Source organism: Methanothrix soehngenii GP6, assembly GCF_000204415.1.
GTDB classification, from domain to species: Archaea; Halobacteriota; Methanosarcinia; order Methanotrichales; family Methanotrichaceae; genus Methanothrix; species Methanothrix soehngenii.
Map to the genome: position 1 here is coordinate 1 of NC_015430.1, position 18,019 is coordinate 18,019.

The following is an 18,019-nucleotide window of genomic DNA, read 5'->3' on the forward strand; positions in this document are numbered from 1 at the left end:
CCCCGGCACCTATACTACTGGAATGGGTTGTTTGCCAGAATGACTTTTGAGGGCTGTTGAACGCTGGATGCGAAGTTCTATATTTTGCTATGTGCAACTTGCAGAGTTTGGGGCCCGATTGCGATCAGATAGAAAAATGTGGCTGCTGATGGTGAATGGGGCCCTGGGATGGAGATGGATGGAGAATTTAAGAGGCGGGATGAGGCATGAGCCGTACTTAAAATACTGTTTTTATGGATCTATTCTTATTAATTTATTTTTAACTACCCACCCGATAAAAATAGTTTTGACTCACGATAGTACGAACTTACTACCGACTTTCATGTTTTGCTGTCGCCTGCGTGCGTTTAAATTTTGTAGAAAATAACTAAAAATTAATGTACTATAGTACAAAACAGTTCGTCTGCTGTGTATTAATTCTTGATGAATATTTAGATCTCAATGAGCACTCGCTCTTTCTATAGACTTTTTCGAAACACCATCCTACCTAAACGCTGTTGATCTGCAAAGCATCTATCAGTCTTCTTTTCCAGTAATATCGCATATTAAGAGTGGCAACTGTGGTCATTACCGGGAATAAGGGAGATATCACGGCAAATACCGATATGAAGAGACGGGTTTGCCCTATAACTCTCGATGCTCGGGTAGAGGAACCATGGCTTAGAGCTGGCAATTTTAGACATGATGCAGCAAAGGGCGACGCTATTGACAAATGGGTCCTCGATCATCAAACGGAGCTTATAAGAGATATTTTATCTATGGCTTCGGGCTGGAATGAAGCCGGGAACCCAGAGATGTACAGGGGACCGAATTTAGGCAAATTTGAAGAATGGAGCTACGTTATTGGTAATATCTTGGGTTTCGTAGGGATAAAGAACTTTTTGGGCAACCTTTCAGCGTTCTATCAAGACGCTGATCCTGACAGATATGCGCTAACTGAGATGTTCATTTTGTTGGCGGAGGAAATAGGCGAAGGCAAGTCTAAAACTATGGTTGCCAGGGAAATTTATGACTTGCTTAAAGGAGCACGAGATAATACAGCGTTGCCCATTAACGTTCTTAAAGCTCTAGACAGCGATAACGCCAATGCTTTAGGCAAAGTCCTTCAAGGTCTTGCTTACGGTGAAATCGCAAACGGCATGAAGCTTATTCGTGAGAAAGATCAAAGTAAAAATGCTTTCGCATATCGAATTGTCAAAGCATAAAGATTACCGGGATAGCAAAATCTATTCCCGGTAAGATTTTACGGTGGTCTATAAGCCTTCTTTTTCCCATAATATCGCGTATTAAGAGTTATTTTCCATTGTTAGCGATAAGCCGCTCGGGGAGCTGCAAATTCCTAGCGATCAGATCATTGTGAGTGCATCAACTCCTCAGATGAGGGGCCACAATGCAGAGAGACCAGGGCCCTGGTGCGATAAAAATGGTACGCCCATTTTGCAGAATCACGGGGGATGCCCGCAAAGGCAAGTCTTACAAATTAGGGCTTAATTCGCCCTAATTTTATAATTCACAGAATCGATTTTAAAGGCTCTTATTTTTGGTGGACGGATAGATCTCTCGTGGAGAGGACGTTTTGCCCATAGCGTCGCTGCTGGTAGGGCCGGGTAGTGGTCACAGGTGAGCTATGTTTCATGCGCGGGATTCCGTAAAAGTCGCGATCCTCATCAAGCTGTACGGGCCCTCTGCGATTGAAGACGGCGCTAACCCGGACATCTTTCTCTAAATGCCTGCGCTCGCGATAGGGACGGCTTTCTGTGCACGGCACCATGGGCGGCTGAGAGCGCTCCAGCTCCTGCAGAGCGGCCTCTTCCTCAAGCAGCTCTTCTTTAAGATTCTCTCCAATTTTGATCATCTCTTTTCTTAACAATTGTTCATTCGCGAATAGCTCTGCTGCTATCTGTTTGGCTCTCTTGGGGACGGCAGCTATGGGTTCTTTTGTGATGGGCGGCTCTTGCTGTTGATTTTCTTGCTCAGGGGCCAAAAGGCAGGTAGTGGACCCATGCATAATTCTATATATGTGGGCCTGCAGGATTTGAGCACCTTCGGGGCTCCTGTAGCCCTTTTCAGTGAGCTGCTTAGCTGCTCCACTTTGCCCAAAACTTTTGACATAAGAGTTAACGAGTTCTTGAGTATCTGCCAAAGTCATTTTTTGCATAAATTTGAAATAAACGCTTAGCATAAATGCTTTTTCTGCATATAGCAACGCTATAACTTGCTATAGCTTGTTTGTATTTTCTGGAAAATTTTTCAAAAAAATTTGGGGATAGGCCTATATGATAGTAGATATGCTTATTTTTATAAATATCATCAGAATACTTAAAGATATATGATAAAAATATAGAGCTTATAATATGAGTATTTATATAGTATTGTCTATTTTTCAAAGATATATGTGGAATTTCAGCATGCCACAGGACTCCCTCCTCCGCCAGGGTGCCCTACTTGAAAATAACCCCTCCCGGTGCTGGTATTTCGATTCGTGCCGTCTACTGCTGTCGAATATACCGGCTCGCGATCTATTTTGCCGCCCTGGTCACTACGTGCAAGTCGCATTCTACCAGGAGCATGAACTACATCGCTTATAACCTTCGATATTTTTATAAAGGTACTTCCAGCTCGATAACCATAGGTGTACGCGATGGGAAATAGGTTTGTAAGAATCGCTATCAGGAACCGGAGGTGATCGCTATCAAGGAGTCGATCAAGTGCGGTTGTATGCGATTCCATATACTATGGAATGGGTTGTTTGCCAGAATGACTTTTGAGGGCTGTTGAACGCTGGATGCGAAGTTCTATATTTTGCTATGTGCAACTTGCAGAGTTTGGGGCCCGATTGCGATCAGATAGAAAAATGTGGCTGCTGATGGTGAATGGGGCCCTGGGATGGAGATGGATGGAGAATTTAAGAGGCGGGATGAGGCATGAGCCGTACTTAAAATACTGTTTTTATGGATCTATTCTTATTAATTTATTTTTAACTACCCACCCGATAAAAATAGTTTTGACTCAGATAGTACGAACTTACTACCGACTTTCATGTTTTGCTGTCGCCTGCGTGCGTTTAAATTTTGTAGAAAATAACTAAAAATTAATGTACTATAGTACAAAACAGTTCGTCTGCTGTGTATTAATTCTTGATGAATATTTAGATCTCAATGAGCACTCGCTCTTTCTATAGACTTTTTCGAAACACCATCCTACCTAAACGCTGTTGATCTGCAAAGCATCTATAAGTCTTCTTTTCCAGTAATATCGCATATTAAGAGTTATTTTCCAATTCTAAGCCTTTATAGAGGAGCCGGGGATAGGCAAAATCTATCCCCGGCACTTTTTTAGAGTCTCCTGATATCATTTTTCATGATTCAACCGGGGGTAAAAGCCTTTTTATCCCTGGTTTCAAAATCATTTCTAAAAAAGGTGTCTATGATTTTTCGTAAGAAAAATAATACTTTTTTTTATTAGCTTTTCTAAAGGATGCCAGGATATAGTTTACCACCGGAAAAAACGAAAAACCAATAGCATCAGACCTCAATTTTTACCGGGGATAGATTTTTGCTATCCCCGGCTCCTCTATAAAGGCTTAGAATTGGAAAATAACTCTTAATACGCGATATTATGGGAAAAAGAAGGCTTATAGACCACCGTAAAATCTTACCGGGAATAGATTTTGCTATCCCGGTAATCTTTATGCTTTGACAATTCGATATGCGAAAGCATTTTTACTTTGATCTTTCTCACGAATAAGCTTCATGCCGTTTGCGATTTCACCGTAAGCAAGACCTTGAAGGACTTTGCCTAAAGCATTGGCGTTATCGCTGTCTAGAGCTTTAAGAACGTTAATGGGCAACGCTGTATTATCTCGTGCTCCTTTAAGCAAGTCATAAATTTCCCTGGCAACCATAGTTTTAGACTTGCCTTCGCCTATTTCCTCCGCCAACAAAATGAACATCTCAGTTAGCGCATATCTGTCAGGATCAGCGTCTTGATAGAACGCTGAAAGGTTGCCCAAAAAGTTCTTTATCCCTACGAAACCCAAGATATTACCAATAACGTAGCTCCATTCTTCAAATTTGCCTAAATTCGGTCCCCTGTACATCTCTGGGTTCCCGGCTTCATTCCAGCCCGAAGCCATAGATAAAATATCTCTTATAAGCTCCGTTTGATGATCGAGGACCCATTTGTCAATAGCGTCGCCCTTTGCTGCATCATGTCTAAAATTGCCAGCTCTAAGCCATGGTTCCTCTACCCGAGCATCGAGAGTTATAGGGCAAACCCGTCTCTTCATATCGGTATTTGCCGTGATATCTCCCTTATTCCCGGTAATGACCACAGTTGCCACATTCGGATAACCGCTTATGCTCTGAGTGAAAAAGGCTCGTTGAGTCTTATCCTTAGATGTCATAAAACTTTCAAGGGCTTTGCTGTTAAGTTTGCGCCGCACGTTATCAAAGAATATCAAGGGGGAGCCATCCCTTGCATAGCTAAATAAGGTCTTTTCAAGTTCGCCTTCATCGTCCGGCATGGTCCCTATGAAACGTTCTACGTCTTGCCCAAAAGCAATCTTCATGAGCGAAGTGGCCAATAGGGTTGTACCCGTCCCTGCAGCGCTCTGCCTCATCAGAAGGAAAGCCGGAGCAGTCTCGATTGTAGGGCGTAGGAATGGAGTCATTGCCATAGCAAGTGCGTTAGCCTGATCTGCCTCCGAAACAAAAGGCCAACCTAAGACCTGATCGTCCCCCATAAAAAGAACTTCGTCCATCAAATGACTTGCAGCTTCCTCAGGGTCCTTGAGCTTGAATGTCCGACTATTCGATATATAAACTTGGTATTCTTTGTTGTAGCCAATTGATCGATAGATACGGCCTTTGCTGTCAAAAAAAGGATGTCTAACGACGCTTCTCAAGTTCCTGAAACCAGGAAAAGATTGTTTCCTGAGGATATCTCCCACAATTCTTCTAGGCAGAGGCTTCTCTAAAACAGATCCATGGTCTGTTATTTTGAGTTTCGCTATTTCCGCAGCAAGAGCATCTACAGTTAATGGGCTTATGCTATCGTTCGCTATCAGCACCAAGTCCGAACCGCGCGTATAGATGCGGCCATGTAATGATTCGCCTCCGATTTTTAGTTGAGCTGCACCTAGCTGCTCAAAAATCTCTTCAGCCAAAACATGGTCAGGTTTAAGGAGAGGAAATGGGTGATAATTGATTTCAACACTTTCGTCCGAACAAGTAAGATATAAGTTTTTTAATATGCTATTTTCAAGATCAATAGCATCCGAACTCTCTTCAAGCTCTTCTTGCATTAATGCAAATTCTAAGATAGGTCTCTCGACTCTTAATAAATGTCGCGCTTTTGCCATAGCTAAGGCGACTGCCTTACCGTTAGCTATGTCTTCGGCGCTCTCTATGGGAAAATATCCCCATTTAACGCCCAAATCCCATAGCCTTAGACTTTCTTGCTTAATCTCTTCATTATCAGGTAAACCTGCAGCTCTCTCCAGAAAATCATCATACCATTTTTCATCGATCTGTCGGTAGTTATGCGCATTATAGTGCATTGCAGCGGGCGTGAGATCATTTTTGCTGACGTCTAAATAACCTTGCAGATCAGGTTTAAGAGGGGTATGTCTCAAGCTTTCCTTCTTCAAAAAAGATTGCACGTAAGTCATAGGCAACGCCTCGCAGAAGTGACCGATAAAGATTTATTGTTGCAGCGCCAAACGATAGTCCTAGTCTGCTTAATTTGCCGGAGGGGCCTTACACCACGGACAATTAAGCCAATTATATTATTTTTTTGTTTCATTTCGCATCAAACCTCTTATAGATACCTCCCTGTAGTTTTCATCCTCTCCAAAATGTTTATTTGCCAATTTGCCAGTTAAACAGCCTTCCAACAGCTTTTTAATCTGCAAATAAAGGCATTACTTATGTCTATGCTTTTCCTTGTGATCTTCTTTCTCTAAAATCTCCATAACAGCATGTTCCGAATGAAACTTCTTGAAAGCGGTTGCTAGCTTTTCGTCTTTGAAGTATCGCCCTTGTACCCCATCCCCCTTTAGGAATTCTATTTTTGTAATATCGATATGTTCAGCCTCAATAAAGGATTGAACTATATCTTTGAAGGGCATGCCTTCGTGGTGAGCATCATACTGATCAAAGCCCAAGCCTATCTTTAGGACGGATTTATCATCCTTTATGGCATTCCGGCATGCTGCAGAAAAGTCATTAAAGAGATTCGACTTGGTAAAGCACTTGATGTAGCTGAAATCGGTCTCGGTGCCATCTATGCGACGAATATAGAATGCCTTATCCCCACCGCAATTATAGTCTATGAAGATACTCTTTATTCCGACGCCTTCCTTCTCCTTCAGCTTCTCCGGACCACGAAGGGCAATAGCCGATTTTAAGAATGCTATTTCCCCATCGTTAACAAAATCCCCCGAGCTGTACTTATCGAGGATCGCCTTTGCATGGGCTCGTGCTGCAGTTAATGATGGGAATTCATGCCCGGAAAGGAATACCTTACGTTTAGGCATATTTTGCCCCATCTTTGGCTGTTTTGCTGCTGGCAAACATAGCACGTGCCCTCTCTGAGGGTTGAGGCGTGAATTCCCCGTTTTTCCACAGATTAAAACCGTGATGAAACATTTGGGCTGCAAGGTAGCTTATCGATAGTCCTTGCTCGCGCCCATAACTGCCAAGAGCTTCAAGCTCATGAACAGTTGGATAGAAATGAACACCTGGCGGGCGATGTCTTTTCTTTTTTTCTGTCATGGTATTCCATAGGCATACTACTTATATAAGCCTTCTGCTCATTATTCCCCCATAAGTAATCTTTAAGACGCTATAGCTTAGGTAATGAGGCATATCGAGGCATTTCAACCAAGTTTATTTGAGAGCCCGACAATTATATTTACCATCAAAATCTATATTTCGTCTGAATGCCAGAATTTTGCCGCCGCACGATTTCAGCCGTTCATCCAAGAGTTCTTTGCCCGATTTTGGAAGAGGGCGCTATCCTCCCTCCGGGCCTTTCCGATGAGCAGCGCTTATGCCTCACTCAAGGTAGGCTGGCAAAAGATTTTGCAATGGGAATAAAAATCGTAAAAGCTCCCTAACTGTGAGGTAATCTATTTGGAAAAATCAAAAGAAAATATTTTCGTTCTTCTCCTGCCAGATCAAGAAGAATTCAATATTCTGGAAAATGACAAGAAATCTTTTGGGCAGATGGTCGGAATTGCTCCTTGAAGTGCCCTATCGCAGGAAGTTCTCCCCTCCTCCTCAACTCTGCAATAAGTTTTAAGACGTGATGAGTTTGCCAGGATACAGTTGGCGAAGGCTTTTTGTACCCCAGTCTGTCAAGTTCGCTAGCTATTTTTTTGGCAGTTAAACCTGCTAGCTTCAGTTCCTTAACATCTAAAAGTATATTTTCAAGATCATTATGGTTTAATATCGACATTTCCACCATCAACTGAAGGTATTGAGCGCAAATTATTTAAATTACAACGTTGTACATTGCTTGAAGATTTTCCGAGGTCTTCAAGGTTATTACTTGGAGAGCGCGAGGGACAAGACGCCCTGCCTCTCCAAAAAAATGGGGGGTCTTCGAGATTTCTGCCCCCCACCTCTATTCAAAATTTCAAGATTGACTTTTGTCTATCATCTCTCTTAAAGTTCTTTGTAAAATTGTAGGATCAATCGTCTTTCTCAATGCATACGAACCTGGCGGCTTATCCCCCAGTTTGCCATAATTTCCAAGAACCGGCATTTCTAGACTTTTTCCGTCTGCTGTCGGTCGAACATAAATCACGTCGCCTAGTAGCGGCTTGAAACCGGAAACTTGTTTGACCAATTGATCATAAAGTTCCGGAGTGGCAAAGGCATAATCGCCAGCAGTCACATAAGGTTTCATCATTGATCCTGTCCCTGAGTCTTCTCCTTCTGTGCTTACATCTAAATTTACCTGCCAGCCCTGACAAGAATAATCAAGAACTACCTTTGAAATCCTGCCAGAGACAACCGCCATGATTGCTGTACTACCAAATTGACATTCGTCAGTATCCATCACCGGCCCGATTGGAACCTTCCATTGCACCTTTTGAAAAATTCTTGGACAAATACCGATTGCATCCACTTCAGCCTTATCGTCGTCTCCTTTATAAAAATCGATAAGATTCTTTGCCAGCTCTTCGACCTGAGATTGTTTCGGCAGATAATGTACGTCAACTTCTGCAGCATGGATTGTACCATGTCTCTGAATAGAATCTACATTCTCATGCAGATAACCAACAACTTTGTGCCTCTCCCTCTCTACAGGGCTAGCTCCTGGTTCTGTAATCCCCGAGCCATAGACCACAACTATATTAGCGTGACCCATAGCACTCTTAGCCAATCCCTGCCTTGTTACCAAATGAGTAATATCGATAGCTGATTCTGTTGATGGAATAACATAGTTAGGCGGGATGAATTGAGCTTTGCATTCTTCATTGACGAAGAATTGGCCTCCTGTGCTTCTTTGTACGGCCCTGATAACATCTGCATACTTTACGCCTTTGACTCCCTGTACCTGGTCTTTTATGATAGGTGGATTCCAAAAATCCACATAAACCAGTTCTTCAGGATTGCCAGAAATTTCTGCATCTCCTTCATCAACAGGCTGTTCTTTAAACTTCTCAAGCCGATTGAGATCATTTCTAGCCTTTATTACATCTTGCATTGCCTTCTGGATAGCAATACTGGCATTCCTCTTCTGTAATGAAGTCTCAGCTCTATCATAGGCTTCCTGAGCTGCTGTTAGCCTATTAGATGCATCATCAAATACTCTTTGAGCATTATCTAATGCAGAGTTGATTGCTTTGTTATTCGAAAGACCTGTTCCGCCGCATTCAGAGCATATAGCACCATTGGCAGCAGAACCGGAACCACCACAAGTAGAGCACTCTGAAAGATCAGTTAACGAAGAGTCTATGCAGTCTCCACTATCATAAGGACAAATTGTATAGCAGAGATTTCTTTTCTCTATGTCATAAGGGCAACTGACCTGTCTACACAAAGTCCCTTCTTGCTTGTAAGCGCATTCTGTTGATTTACAGCATTTGTACTGCTCTTTGTACCTGCAGACGTGTTTGCACCTTTGGGGATATTCAGGCCTGGGCATTCCTTCAGGCGGTCTATACCAACCATCTCCATAGACTCCAGTACCCGGTCTCCAGCCATCAGGCCGGCCTGAATTATTGGGATATTTCCTCTCATATTCTGATGGAGACAAATATTCATAGTGAGACGGAAATTTAGCTTCTGATCCGCCAGGAGGAATAGGAGGTTTGTAGCCTGGCAACTTCTTTCTTGGAACTTGAAGGACGGGATAGCCTTTATTTGCTGCTGCTCCTTCGCTCAAAATCGTTATACCTATGGGAGGGTCCTTATGCTGAGCGATTACATCTAAGATAATCTCTGCAGGTGGAGTAGCTATGTAAGCAGTTCCTCCTCTTGGTTTAACTCCATCAGGCATAGCCTCCTCTTCAAGAAATTCGTCTGGAGTGCTCGCTCTTATCTTAACAAAATGCTCATCATAATCAACTTTTGTTACATAGCCGCAAAAAGCATGATAGATCTTTGAATTAGATTCAATCTCAATATCAAGCTCTCCCTCTTGCCTGTAATCACCATCTCCTAAACAGGTATGCCTTTCGTTCTCAAGGAGAAGGGTTACGCGCGCGTTAATATTGCCCTCATCCCTCCACTTCCCCGTGAACATGCCGTAAATATTTGCGAGGACAAAATCAGCGTCTGCACCGTCGCCGTCTCGCGATATGCGCACAGACTGCATATAGCCGCTAACGTCCTCACCGCCGATTTTTAGATAATGCCTGATCATGTGAATTTATATAAGGCATTTAACTATTAAAATTTGATCTTCTTAATATTTTTATGGATCAGTCCATTTCTTATGTAACGCTCCTTCTTTTGTTACATAAGAAGGATCGCCACAAGATCTATGAAGATCCGCTTAGCATAGCCTCAATACATAAGAGATAGATCTTTATCCGATCAAGAGCCTTATCATACGATCAGAGGGGATCAATCTTGAGGGTTTATGCAGAGATAGACGATCTGACTTTATCGGAGATAGATCAAGCGGTGATCAAGAGGGGAATCACAAAGAAGCAATTGCTGGCAGAGGCTATTGATCTTTACCTCCACCATGATAGATCCGAGTTGGATCAGGCTATAAAAGAACGCGATCAAGCTAGATCCGAGGCCGATCAGAGATGGAAGGAAGCTAACCAGATCAAGACCGAATTCAACCAGCTTAAACGCGATTTAGAGGCCCTGAGATCGCAAGATGATCAGCTAAGATCAGAGCTTGAGATAACCAGATCAGAAAAGGATCAGGCATCAGCAGAGATTATTGGCCTCAATCGCGATCTAGAGCACTATAAAGATACACTTAGATTAAAAGATGATGAAGTTGGATTTCTGAGGGCTCATCTATCTCAGCTCTCGGAGAGGATCACCCCAGCTCTACCACCATCGCAGGAAGAGGTCAAAGAAAAGAGATGGTGGAGATTTTGGAAGAGGTGAGAAGGAGAGACCAGGGCTCCAAAAAATATACGAAATTCGTATTCGTATATCTGGTCAAACCAAAAGCAAGATAGTTCTTTTCTATTCATTTATATACATCTAGCTCTATTTCTTCTCTTCTCAAAAGTAATCAATATCAATCAATCTGAGGAAATCACCTCAGATTTTACGTCTTTTCTGTCAGTTATCTAGCCGATGCGGATTATAGTATTATACGAAATTCGTCTATCTCGGAAGCATGACCAAAGCTCTCTTTCGCTTATCTCCTGGTGTCTTGATGATAGCATATTTTCCTGATGGCAGAAGGGATTTAATGGCAATCCCGAGAAGATCATTATCTACTCCCAAATGTCCCTTCAGAGTCTCAAATGTGGCTTTGTGATCCGGCCTGGATGCCAGGTACTTCTCGATCTTCTCAGCTCTGGATAGCTCAGTCTTGCCAGGTTCCCTTTTGGCTTTCTCCTTCAGATCTTGGATAAGCCGGAGCTGGATGAGTTGGTTATCAGAGAGCACATCTCTATCCTTCTCTAAGGAAGATAATTGATCGCGTAGGGCAGCTATTTCCTTCCTGTCACGGGCTATCTCTTGCTTCAATGGCTGGATAGCCTTCGTGATGATCTCCTGAAGCTGCGCTGAGGATAGGATAAAAACAGGGTCTTCTGATTGCGATACACTAGAACAAGCATCCTGCGCTGGCAGAAAGCTATTTATTGCTGAGGCTGCATTTGTCATCTAATCGTGCTCCTTTGGGCACACTCCTTCGCTGTGGAGTTTTTCTCCTGTCAGGGTGCTGTGAACACCCTGGCTGGAAACCAGTTTTTTATTACTATTACTCAGGCTAAGATTCCTTTTATCAATAATAAAGATTGCTAAGCATTAGCAGAATTTCCATGGAAAAAAGGCGGAAAATTCGCCTTTAAAATTCCATGCTCTTGAACTCTTCAATCTCTTCCGATGTCAGGAATTCATGCCACTTAACAGACGTTATTTTAAGCACAGATCTGCCGTCTCTTTCAGCCTTCTCAATTCGGACCCAATTGTCCTTCTCCAATCGTCGGACAGACCCGTATACTTTGCCGCTCGACCACCCCAGCTCTTTCGCCAGCTCATAAACGCTAGATCCTGGCGTTTTGTTTATCACTTCATAGAGGCTGTAGTCGGTGTCAGCCCTTTCTCGGGCCCTGGCGTCCCTTGCCGCCTGCATGTTGCTCCCTGTTTTTTGCTTCATATCCTGCACTCCTCCTTTAGTTCCACTATTAGCTCCACTATTAGCTCATTTTAGTGATATTTAAAACTATGTAAATCTATGAGATACTATTAAAGCATATTATAAGCTATTCTGAAATAGGTTTCGGATTATAAGGGATATATTTTGTAGTCAATGAAGCAAGAAAAATTATTTTTCAAGCGTATACTTTAAATATTTTAGAAAAAATAGTTGGAGGGTAGAATACCTCATTGGGGGGTGCAATCATAGAACGAAAATGATCTAACTGATATTCAGAAGTTAATTCTTCAAAGCCTTTGTACGGCAACTCAAGGTGGGAAAGGAGCCCATGTCCCAAAAACTTACTTCATGAGCAAACCTGCATTACAAGATCACAAGGCGAAAAAGGCTTTGCGCGATCTTGTAGCTTTGAACTATGTTCTGCAGCATCCAACTGGCGGCGGGATGACCTATGCGCTTGATGAGCGCGGGCTTGAAGTGTGTAGGAAGCTCAGAGAAGAACTGAAGAGACTTTGAATAGATGGGAGAGGGCAGGCATCAATCTGCCTGCTCAAATGTAATCCCATGGTCACCAGGGTAAGGCTCCTTGTGCAAGTTTCGCCCAAAGAAGATCTCTTCAGGTATTCCATCAGGAAATGCATCGCACGCTGAAGGTTCATCAAATCTTTCGCTATCTTCGTCTTCATCGTCAAAGTAATGTTTGCAGTGCATGCAAGGGCTGTAGTCGAAAAATTCCTCAGCAGCTTCTAAGAGGTTCTTATTCTGCTCCCTAGTCAATTTCATTTCTCAGCTCTCCGGCCTTGATCATTCTGGAAATAGTGGCGCTTGTAGTCGCTTTTGGATAGTTGATCTTCCGGGCGATCTCTGCTCTATTCCGCTCTCCTTCATTCCAAAAGGTCTTGATCTGATTTAAAGCATCAGGATTCTTTGATAATTGTTTACTCTTTTCGATAGCAGTAGACGCGCCGCACTTGTGGTTGGATTTTTGGACTTTTAGGCTCTTTTTGTCGCGAATGCATTTTAAGATTGTATGAGCTTCAGGGCTCAAATTTTCTAATATCATTGCGGATAGAGTATTTTTGAGGTTATCATGTCTAACTAACGCTTCAACCTTTAATGCATTGTATGTATCAATATCTAGAATTACTCTGCGAATTTCCGGCATATTAATTACAAATGCATTTTTGCTATATGATCGTTTTGTGCGAAAATTATTTTAAGGCAAAAATGCAAAAAGGGTAAGCATGGTACTTATCGAAATTGCGCAAAAGAGAGGGCGGATGAATGATTCTATCCTCAAATTTCCGACAGCAGTTCTTGAGCTGGAGCAGGCTATGGGCGAACTGCAGGGACAGATCAAGGGGCTCACAAGGATTGAGATGGGCGACGATGGGACGCCTGTTGTGAGCGGCTTTTCAGATGAGCAGGCAGTTGCCAGGCTCCAAAATGAGCTGAATGAGACGCGATCACAAAGAGATGAGCTGCTGGAGATCATCGCGAGAATTGAAAATGTCTTTGCAGAGCACGAAAAGTTGCCCTGCTCTATGGAGTCGATCGATGACAGAATCAAAGAAATCGGGCAGATAGGGCGGGATATGCAGACCAGATTAAACGGGCTTGTTATCGATTTAATTGTACACAATCGAGCAATAACTTTGCCAGAAATTTGGTCTCATCCAGATGTAAGGGCGCTGGAAGATGGAAGAGCAGAATTGATAAGGGCTGGCGCGGTGGAGCTGCAGGAGCTGGAGAAGCTCAAGGTTGCGCTGGAGCCTCATTTGCGAGATGAGGGAGGGCTATGCGATAGAGCGTTTTACCCGCACCACTACCAACCGGTTATGAATCCAGCAACAATTAGTGAGATGGCTCTATGAAATCTGACGAATATGCATATCTGGAAGACACACTTGCAGGGCGACGGCAAAGAGATCCTGCATTTGAAGCTCAGTTGAGCGACGTTGCTGATCCGCGAGCTGAAGAGCGGCAGCGCTTGATCGACTCAAAAACACCGACGCAACGCGAGCTTGAGCAGAGACAATATTCTCTGAGCGTTTATGGGAAAGAGCATATGAAAAGATTTGCGCGGCCCATTGTTAGCGATAAGCCGCTCGGGGAGCTGCAAATTCCTAGCGATCAGATCATTGTGAGTGCATCAACTCCTCAGATGAGGGGCCACAATGCAGAGAGACCAGGGCCCTGGTGCGATAAAAATGGTACGCCCATTTTGCAGAATCACGGGGGATGCCCGCAAAGGCAAGTCTTACAAATTAGGGCTTAATTCGCCCTAATTTTATAATTCACAGAATCGATTTTAAAGGCTCTTATTTTTGGTGGACGGATAGATCTCTCGTGGAGAGGACGTTTTGCCCATAGCGTCGCTGCTGGTAGGGCCGGGTAGTGGTCACAGGTGAGCTATGTTTCATGCGCGGGATTCCGTAAAAGTCGCGATCCTCATCAAGCTGTACGGGCCCTCTGCGATTGAAGACGGCGCTAACCCGGACATCTTTCTCTAAATGCCTGCGCTCGCGATAGGGACGGCTTTCTGTGCACGGCACCATGGGCGGCTGAGAGCGCTCCAGCTCCTGCAGAGCGGCCTCTTCCTCAAGCAGCTCTTCTTTAAGATTCTCTCCAATTTTGATCATCTCTTTTCTTAACAATTGTTCATTCGCGAATAGCTCTGCTGCTATCTGTTTGGCTCTCTTGGGGACGGCAGCTATGGGTTCTTTTGTGATGGGCGGCTCTTGCTGTTGATTTTCTTGCTCAGGGGCCAAAAGGCAGGTAGTGGACCCATGCATAATTCTATATATGTGGGCCTGCAGGATTTGAGCACCTTCGGGGCTCCTGTAGCCCTTTTCAGTGAGCTGCTTAGCTGCTCCACTTTGCCCAAAACTTTTGACATAAGAGTTAACGAGTTCTTGAGTATCTGCCAAAGTCATTTTTTGCATAAATTTGAAATAAACGCTTAGCATAAATGCTTTTTCTGCATATAGCAACGCTATAACTTGCTATAGCTTGTTTGTATTTTCTGGAAAATTTTTCAAAAAAATTTGGGGATAGGCCTATATGATAGTAGATATGCTTATTTTTATAAATATCATCAGAATACTTAAAGATATATGATAAAAATATAGAGCTTATAATATGAGTATTTATATAGTATTGTCTATTTTTCAAAGATATATGTGGAATTTCAGCATGCCACAGGACTCCCTCCTCCGCCAGGGTGCCCTACTTGAAAATAACCCCTCCCGGTGCTGGTATTTCGATTCGTGCCGTCTACTGCTGTCGAATATACCGGCTCGCGATCTATTTTGCCGCCCTGGTCACTACGTGCAAGTCGCATTCTACCAGGAGCATGAACTACATCGCTTATAACCTTCGATATTTTTATAAAAGGTACTTTCCAGCTCGATAACCATATGTGCACTCGATGGGAAATAGGTTTGTAAGAATCGCTATCAGGAACCGGAGGTGATCGCTATCAAGGAGTCTATCAAGTGCGGTTGTATGCGATTCCATATACTATGGAATGGGTTGTTTGCCAGAATGACTTTTGAGGGCTGTTGAACGCTGGATGCGAAGTTCTATATTTTGCTATGTGCAACTTGCAGAGTTTGGGGCCCGATTGCGATCAGATAGAAAAATGTGAGCTGCTGATGGTGAATGGGGCCCTGGGATGGAGATGGATGGAGAATTTAAGAGGCGGGATGAGGCATGAGCCGTACTTAAAATACTGTTTTTATGGATCTATTCTTATTAATTTATTTTTAACTACCCACCCGATAAAAATAGTTTTGACTCAGATAGTACGAACTTACTACCGACTTTCATGTTTTGCTGTCGCCTGCGTGCGTTTAAATTTTGTAGAAAATAACTAAAAATTAATGTACTATAGTACAAAACAGTTCGTCTGCTGTGTATTAATTCTTGATGAATATTTAGATCTCAATGAGCACTCGCTCTTTCTATAGACTTTTTCGAAACACCATCCTACCTAAACGCTGTTGATCTGCAAAGCATCTATAAGTCTTCTTTTCCAGTAATATCGCATATTAAGAGACAGCAAAGGCCGTATCTATCGATCAATTGGCTACAACAAAGAATACCAAGTTTATATATCGAATAGTCGGACATTCAAGCTCAAGGACCCTGAGGAAGCTGCAAGTCATTTGATGGACGAAGTTCTTTTTATGGGGGACGATCAGGTCTTAGGTTGGCCTTTTGTTTCGGAGGCAGATCAGGCTAACGCACTTGCTATGGCAATGACTCCATTCCTACGCCCTACAATCGAGACTGCTCCGGCTTTCCTTCTGATGAGGCAGAGCGCTGCAGGGACGGGTACAACCCTATTGGCCACTTCGCTCATGAAGATTGCTTTTGGGCAAGACGTAGAACGTTTCATAGGGACCATGCCGCACGATGAAGGCCAACTTGAAAAGACCTTATTTAGCTATGCAAGGCATGGCTCCCCCTTGATATTCTTTGATAACGTGCGGCGCAATCTTAACAGCAAAGCCCTTGAAAGTTTTATGACATCTAAGGATAAGACTCAACGAGCCTTTTTCACTCAGAGCATAAGCGGTTATCCGAATGTGGCAACTGTGGTCATTACCGGGAATAAGGGAGATATCACGGCAAATACCGATATGAAGAGACGGGTTTGCCCTATAACTCTCGATGCTCGGGTAGAGGAACCATGGCTTAAAGCTGGCAATTTTAGACATGATGCAGCAAAGGGCGACGCTATTGCACAAATGGGTCCTCGATCATCAAACGGAGCTTATAAGAGATATTTTATCTATGGCTTCGGGCTGGAATGAAGCCGGGAACCCAGAGATGTACAGGGGACCGAATTTAGGCAAATTTGAAGAATGGAGCTACGTTATTGGTAATATCTTGGGTTTCGTAGGGATAAAGAACTTTTTGGGCAACCTTTCAGCGTTCTATCAAGACGCTGATCCTGACAGATATGCGCTAACTGAGATGTTCATTTTGTTGGCGGAGGAAATAGGCGAAGGCAAGTCTAAAACTATGGTTGCCAGGGAAATTTATGACTTGCTTAAAGGAGCACGAGATAATACAGCGTTGCCCATTAACGTTCTTAAAGCTCTAGACAGCGATAACGCCAATGCTTTAGGCAAAGTCCTTCAAGGTCTTGCTTACGGTGAAATCGCAAACGGCATGAAGCTTATTCGTGAGAAAGATCAAAGTAAAAATGCTTTCGCATATCGAATTGTCAAAGCATAAAGATTACCGGGATAGCAAAATCTATTCCCGGTAAGATTTTACGGTGGTCTATAAGCCTTCTTTTTCCCATAATATCGCGTATTAAGAGTTATTGTCCAGGTCTAAGGCATGACCCCCGAGGCTCTGACCATCAAGAACCACCCGCACTTCAATGAGATCTCCCAGGGAATGGAGATTGATTTCGACTTCTTTGGCGATACTGACGATCCTGCTTGCCACAATCGCACCAAAGAGATGGTAGAAGCTCTCATGGAGAACGGCTACGTCTATCCCAGGGAGATCGATCTTGCCTATTGCCCCAAATGCGAGCGCTTCCTGCCGGATAGATATGTGGAAGGGGAGTGTCCCTACTGCGGCAAGCCCGCCCGGGGAGACGAGTGCGACATGGGATGCGGTCGCCACCTGGAGCCGGGAGAGATCAAGAATGCCATCTGTAAGGTTTGCGGCGGGCGGGCAGAGTACCCGCAACAGACTCATTACTTCTTCCGCCTCTCTGGATTCCGGAACTTCCTGCTCGAGCATCTGCAGGCCCTGGGGGGGACCGCCTCAGCCAGGAACTTTGCCACGGAAGTGGGTCCGCTCGGAACTTAAGGACTGGTGGATAACCCCGCAAAAGGCCTGGGGGGGCCAGAATTCCAGGGAGCGACGACCTGGGAACCTCACCCCTGGGGGGGACGCTCCTATAGGGCATAATCCCCTTTCACGGGGGAGGGGGGGCCCCGGGCCTGGCCGGGGACCGAGGAGGACTCCCGGGAAAAAACCTTCCCCGAAAAATTTTCCTTCTTCGGGGGAAAAATTTCCCCTATACTTCCCTGGCAATCCTTTCTTGGCCCGCGGAAGTGCCTAAAGAGGAGGGGGGAAAACCACCCTCCTCCCCCCCCTTGGGGGGAATTATTGTGGCCCACCGGGGCGATGGGGTTCACAAAAAGAATCAGGAAGAGTAAAACGAAAAAAAAAA

Annotated in this window: 19 protein-coding genes; 8 read left to right on the top strand and 11 right to left on the bottom strand. The window is 43.9% G+C overall.

Annotation, left to right across the window (positions count from 1 at the left end; genetic code table 11):
- Window positions 1-551: 551 nt before the first annotated feature.
- The gene (locus MCON_RS14880) at window positions 552-1,205 is read left to right on the top strand and encodes a hypothetical protein (protein WP_013729140.1); all 654 of its coding nucleotides are present in this window, start codon (window positions 552-554) and stop codon (window positions 1,203-1,205) included.
- 329 nt (window positions 1,206-1,534) lie between these two features.
- Here MCON_RS14880 and MCON_RS14885 read toward each other — a convergent pair whose 3' ends face one another.
- The 6 genes from MCON_RS14885 to MCON_RS14910 form a co-directional block, all read right to left on the bottom strand.
- A complete protein-coding gene (locus tag MCON_RS14885) occupies window positions 1,535-1,984 on the bottom strand; it encodes a hypothetical protein (RefSeq protein ID WP_157864014.1) in 450 nt (149 codons plus the stop codon).
- Window positions 1,985-3,688: 1,704 nt separating this feature from the next.
- Window positions 3,689-5,671 (bottom strand): hypothetical protein, encoded by a 1,983-nt coding sequence (locus tag MCON_RS14890; protein WP_048133430.1) that lies wholly within the window; start codon window positions 5,669-5,671, stop codon window positions 3,689-3,691.
- Window positions 5,672-5,923: 252 nt separating this feature from the next.
- Window positions 5,924-6,574, bottom strand: coding sequence for a DCL family protein (locus MCON_RS14895; protein WP_013729145.1), 651 nt, complete (start codon window positions 6,572-6,574; stop codon window positions 5,924-5,926).
- The gene (locus tag MCON_RS16375) at window positions 6,531-6,776 is read right to left on the bottom strand and encodes a hypothetical protein (protein WP_048133436.1); all 246 of its coding nucleotides are present in this window, start codon (window positions 6,774-6,776) and stop codon (window positions 6,531-6,533) included. Before MCON_RS16375 ends, MCON_RS14895 begins: the two co-directional genes overlap by 44 nt.
- Window positions 6,777-7,191: 415 nt before the next feature.
- Window positions 7,192-7,470: a hypothetical protein gene (locus MCON_RS15825; RefSeq protein WP_013729146.1), complete on the bottom strand. Its 279-nt coding sequence runs from the start codon at window positions 7,468-7,470 to the stop codon at window positions 7,192-7,194.
- Window positions 7,471-7,641: 171 nt separating this feature from the next.
- On the bottom strand, window positions 7,642-9,879 hold the full coding sequence (locus MCON_RS14910) for a DnaJ-like cysteine-rich domain-containing protein (RefSeq protein ID WP_013729147.1): 2,238 nt from the start codon (window positions 9,877-9,879) through the stop codon (window positions 7,642-7,644).
- Window positions 9,880-10,088: 209 nt separating this feature from the next.
- On the opposite strand from MCON_RS14910, the gene MCON_RS14915 reads away from it, so the two are divergent.
- Entirely contained in the window at window positions 10,089-10,586 is a 498-nt protein-coding gene (locus MCON_RS14915; RefSeq protein WP_013729148.1) for a hypothetical protein, read from the top strand.
- A gap of 225 nt (window positions 10,587-10,811) precedes the next feature.
- On the opposite strand, the gene MCON_RS14920 is transcribed toward MCON_RS14915, so the two are convergent.
- Window positions 10,812-11,180, bottom strand: a complete 369-nt coding sequence (locus MCON_RS14920) for a hypothetical protein (RefSeq protein WP_157864015.1) — start codon at window positions 11,178-11,180, stop codon at window positions 10,812-10,814.
- A gap of 322 nt (window positions 11,181-11,502) precedes the next feature.
- Window positions 11,503-11,814 (bottom strand): winged helix-turn-helix transcriptional regulator, encoded by a 312-nt coding sequence (locus MCON_RS14925; protein ID WP_013729150.1) that lies wholly within the window; start codon window positions 11,812-11,814, stop codon window positions 11,503-11,505.
- 348 nt (window positions 11,815-12,162) lie between these two features.
- On the opposite strand from MCON_RS14925, the gene MCON_RS16380 reads away from it, so the two are divergent.
- The gene (locus MCON_RS16380) at window positions 12,163-12,330 is read left to right on the top strand and encodes a hypothetical protein (protein WP_157864016.1); all 168 of its coding nucleotides are present in this window, start codon (window positions 12,163-12,165) and stop codon (window positions 12,328-12,330) included.
- 21 nt (window positions 12,331-12,351) lie between these two features.
- Here the strand turns inward: MCON_RS16380 and MCON_RS14930 are convergent, their stop codons facing one another.
- The gene (locus tag MCON_RS14930; protein WP_013729151.1) at window positions 12,352-12,597 is read right to left on the bottom strand and encodes a hypothetical protein; all 246 of its coding nucleotides are present in this window, start codon (window positions 12,595-12,597) and stop codon (window positions 12,352-12,354) included.
- Window positions 12,584-12,979 (bottom strand): MarR family transcriptional regulator, encoded by a 396-nt coding sequence (locus tag MCON_RS14935; protein WP_013729152.1) that lies wholly within the window; start codon window positions 12,977-12,979, stop codon window positions 12,584-12,586. Before MCON_RS14935 ends, MCON_RS14930 begins: the two co-directional genes overlap by 14 nt.
- A 79-nt stretch (window positions 12,980-13,058) precedes the next feature.
- On the opposite strand from MCON_RS14935, the gene MCON_RS14940 reads away from it, so the two are divergent.
- Together MCON_RS14940 and MCON_RS14945 are read left to right on the top strand one after the other, a co-directional pair.
- Entirely contained in the window at window positions 13,059-13,688 is a 630-nt protein-coding gene (locus MCON_RS14940) for a hypothetical protein (protein ID WP_013729153.1), read from the top strand.
- Window positions 13,685-14,092 carry a hypothetical protein gene (locus tag MCON_RS14945; protein ID WP_013729154.1) on the top strand — a complete coding sequence of 136 codons (408 nt, stop codon included), beginning with the start codon at window positions 13,685-13,687 and terminating at the stop codon, window positions 14,090-14,092. Before MCON_RS14940 ends, MCON_RS14945 begins: the two co-directional genes overlap by 4 nt.
- Before the next feature lie 43 nt (window positions 14,093-14,135).
- Here MCON_RS14945 and MCON_RS14950 read toward each other — a convergent pair whose 3' ends face one another.
- Window positions 14,136-14,585, bottom strand: coding sequence for a hypothetical protein (locus MCON_RS14950; protein WP_157864014.1), 450 nt, complete (start codon window positions 14,583-14,585; stop codon window positions 14,136-14,138).
- Between the two features lie 1,401 nt (window positions 14,586-15,986).
- Between MCON_RS14950 and MCON_RS16795 the strand changes: the two genes are divergently transcribed.
- The 3 genes from MCON_RS16795 to MCON_RS14965 all read left to right on the top strand — a co-directional run bounded on the left by MCON_RS16795 (window position 15,987) and on the right by MCON_RS14965 (window position 17,652).
- Window positions 15,987-16,634 (top strand): hypothetical protein, encoded by a 648-nt coding sequence (locus tag MCON_RS16795; protein WP_048133440.1) that lies wholly within the window; start codon window positions 15,987-15,989, stop codon window positions 16,632-16,634.
- A complete protein-coding gene (locus tag MCON_RS14960) occupies window positions 16,615-17,061 on the top strand; it encodes a hypothetical protein (RefSeq protein WP_013729157.1) in 447 nt (148 codons plus the stop codon). The genes MCON_RS16795 and MCON_RS14960 overlap by 20 nt, the downstream gene beginning before the upstream one ends.
- A gap of 108 nt (window positions 17,062-17,169) precedes the next feature.
- Complete coding sequence (locus MCON_RS14965; protein ID WP_013729158.1) at window positions 17,170-17,652, top strand: class I tRNA ligase family protein; 483 nt, start codon at window positions 17,170-17,172, stop codon at window positions 17,650-17,652.
- Window positions 17,653-18,019 lie beyond the last annotated feature (367 nt).

Bases quoted from the DNA above. Each gene is read 5' to 3' on its own strand.
- MCON_RS16380 (WP_157864016.1), top strand. From the start codon at position 12,163: ATGAGCAAACCTGCATTACAAGATCACAAGGCGAAAAAGGCTTTGCGC.
- MCON_RS14965 (WP_013729158.1), top strand. From the start codon at position 17,170: ATGACCCCCGAGGCTCTGACCATCAAGAACCACCCGCACTTCAATGAG.
- MCON_RS14945 (WP_013729154.1), top strand. From the start codon at position 13,685: ATGAAATCTGACGAATATGCATATCTGGAAGACACACTTGCAGGGCGA.
- MCON_RS16375 (WP_048133436.1), bottom strand. From the start codon at position 6,776: ATGACAGAAAAAAAGAAAAGACATCGCCCGCCAGGTGTTCATTTCTAT.
- MCON_RS14960 (WP_013729157.1), top strand. From the start codon at position 16,615: ATGGCTTCGGGCTGGAATGAAGCCGGGAACCCAGAGATGTACAGGGGA.
- MCON_RS15825 (WP_013729146.1), bottom strand. From the start codon at position 7,470: ATGGTGGAAATGTCGATATTAAACCATAATGATCTTGAAAATATACTT.
- MCON_RS14930 (WP_013729151.1), bottom strand. From the start codon at position 12,597: ATGAAATTGACTAGGGAGCAGAATAAGAACCTCTTAGAAGCTGCTGAG.
- MCON_RS14910 (WP_013729147.1), bottom strand. From the start codon at position 9,879: ATGATCAGGCATTATCTAAAAATCGGCGGTGAGGACGTTAGCGGCTAT.
- MCON_RS14935 (WP_013729152.1), bottom strand. From the start codon at position 12,979: ATGCCGGAAATTCGCAGAGTAATTCTAGATATTGATACATACAATGCA.
- MCON_RS14940 (WP_013729153.1), top strand. From the start codon at position 13,059: ATGGTACTTATCGAAATTGCGCAAAAGAGAGGGCGGATGAATGATTCT.
- MCON_RS16795 (WP_048133440.1), top strand. From the start codon at position 15,987: ATGGACGAAGTTCTTTTTATGGGGGACGATCAGGTCTTAGGTTGGCCT.
- MCON_RS14890 (WP_048133430.1), bottom strand. From the start codon at position 5,671: ATGACTTACGTGCAATCTTTTTTGAAGAAGGAAAGCTTGAGACATACC.
- MCON_RS14925 (WP_013729150.1), bottom strand. From the start codon at position 11,814: ATGAAGCAAAAAACAGGGAGCAACATGCAGGCGGCAAGGGACGCCAGG.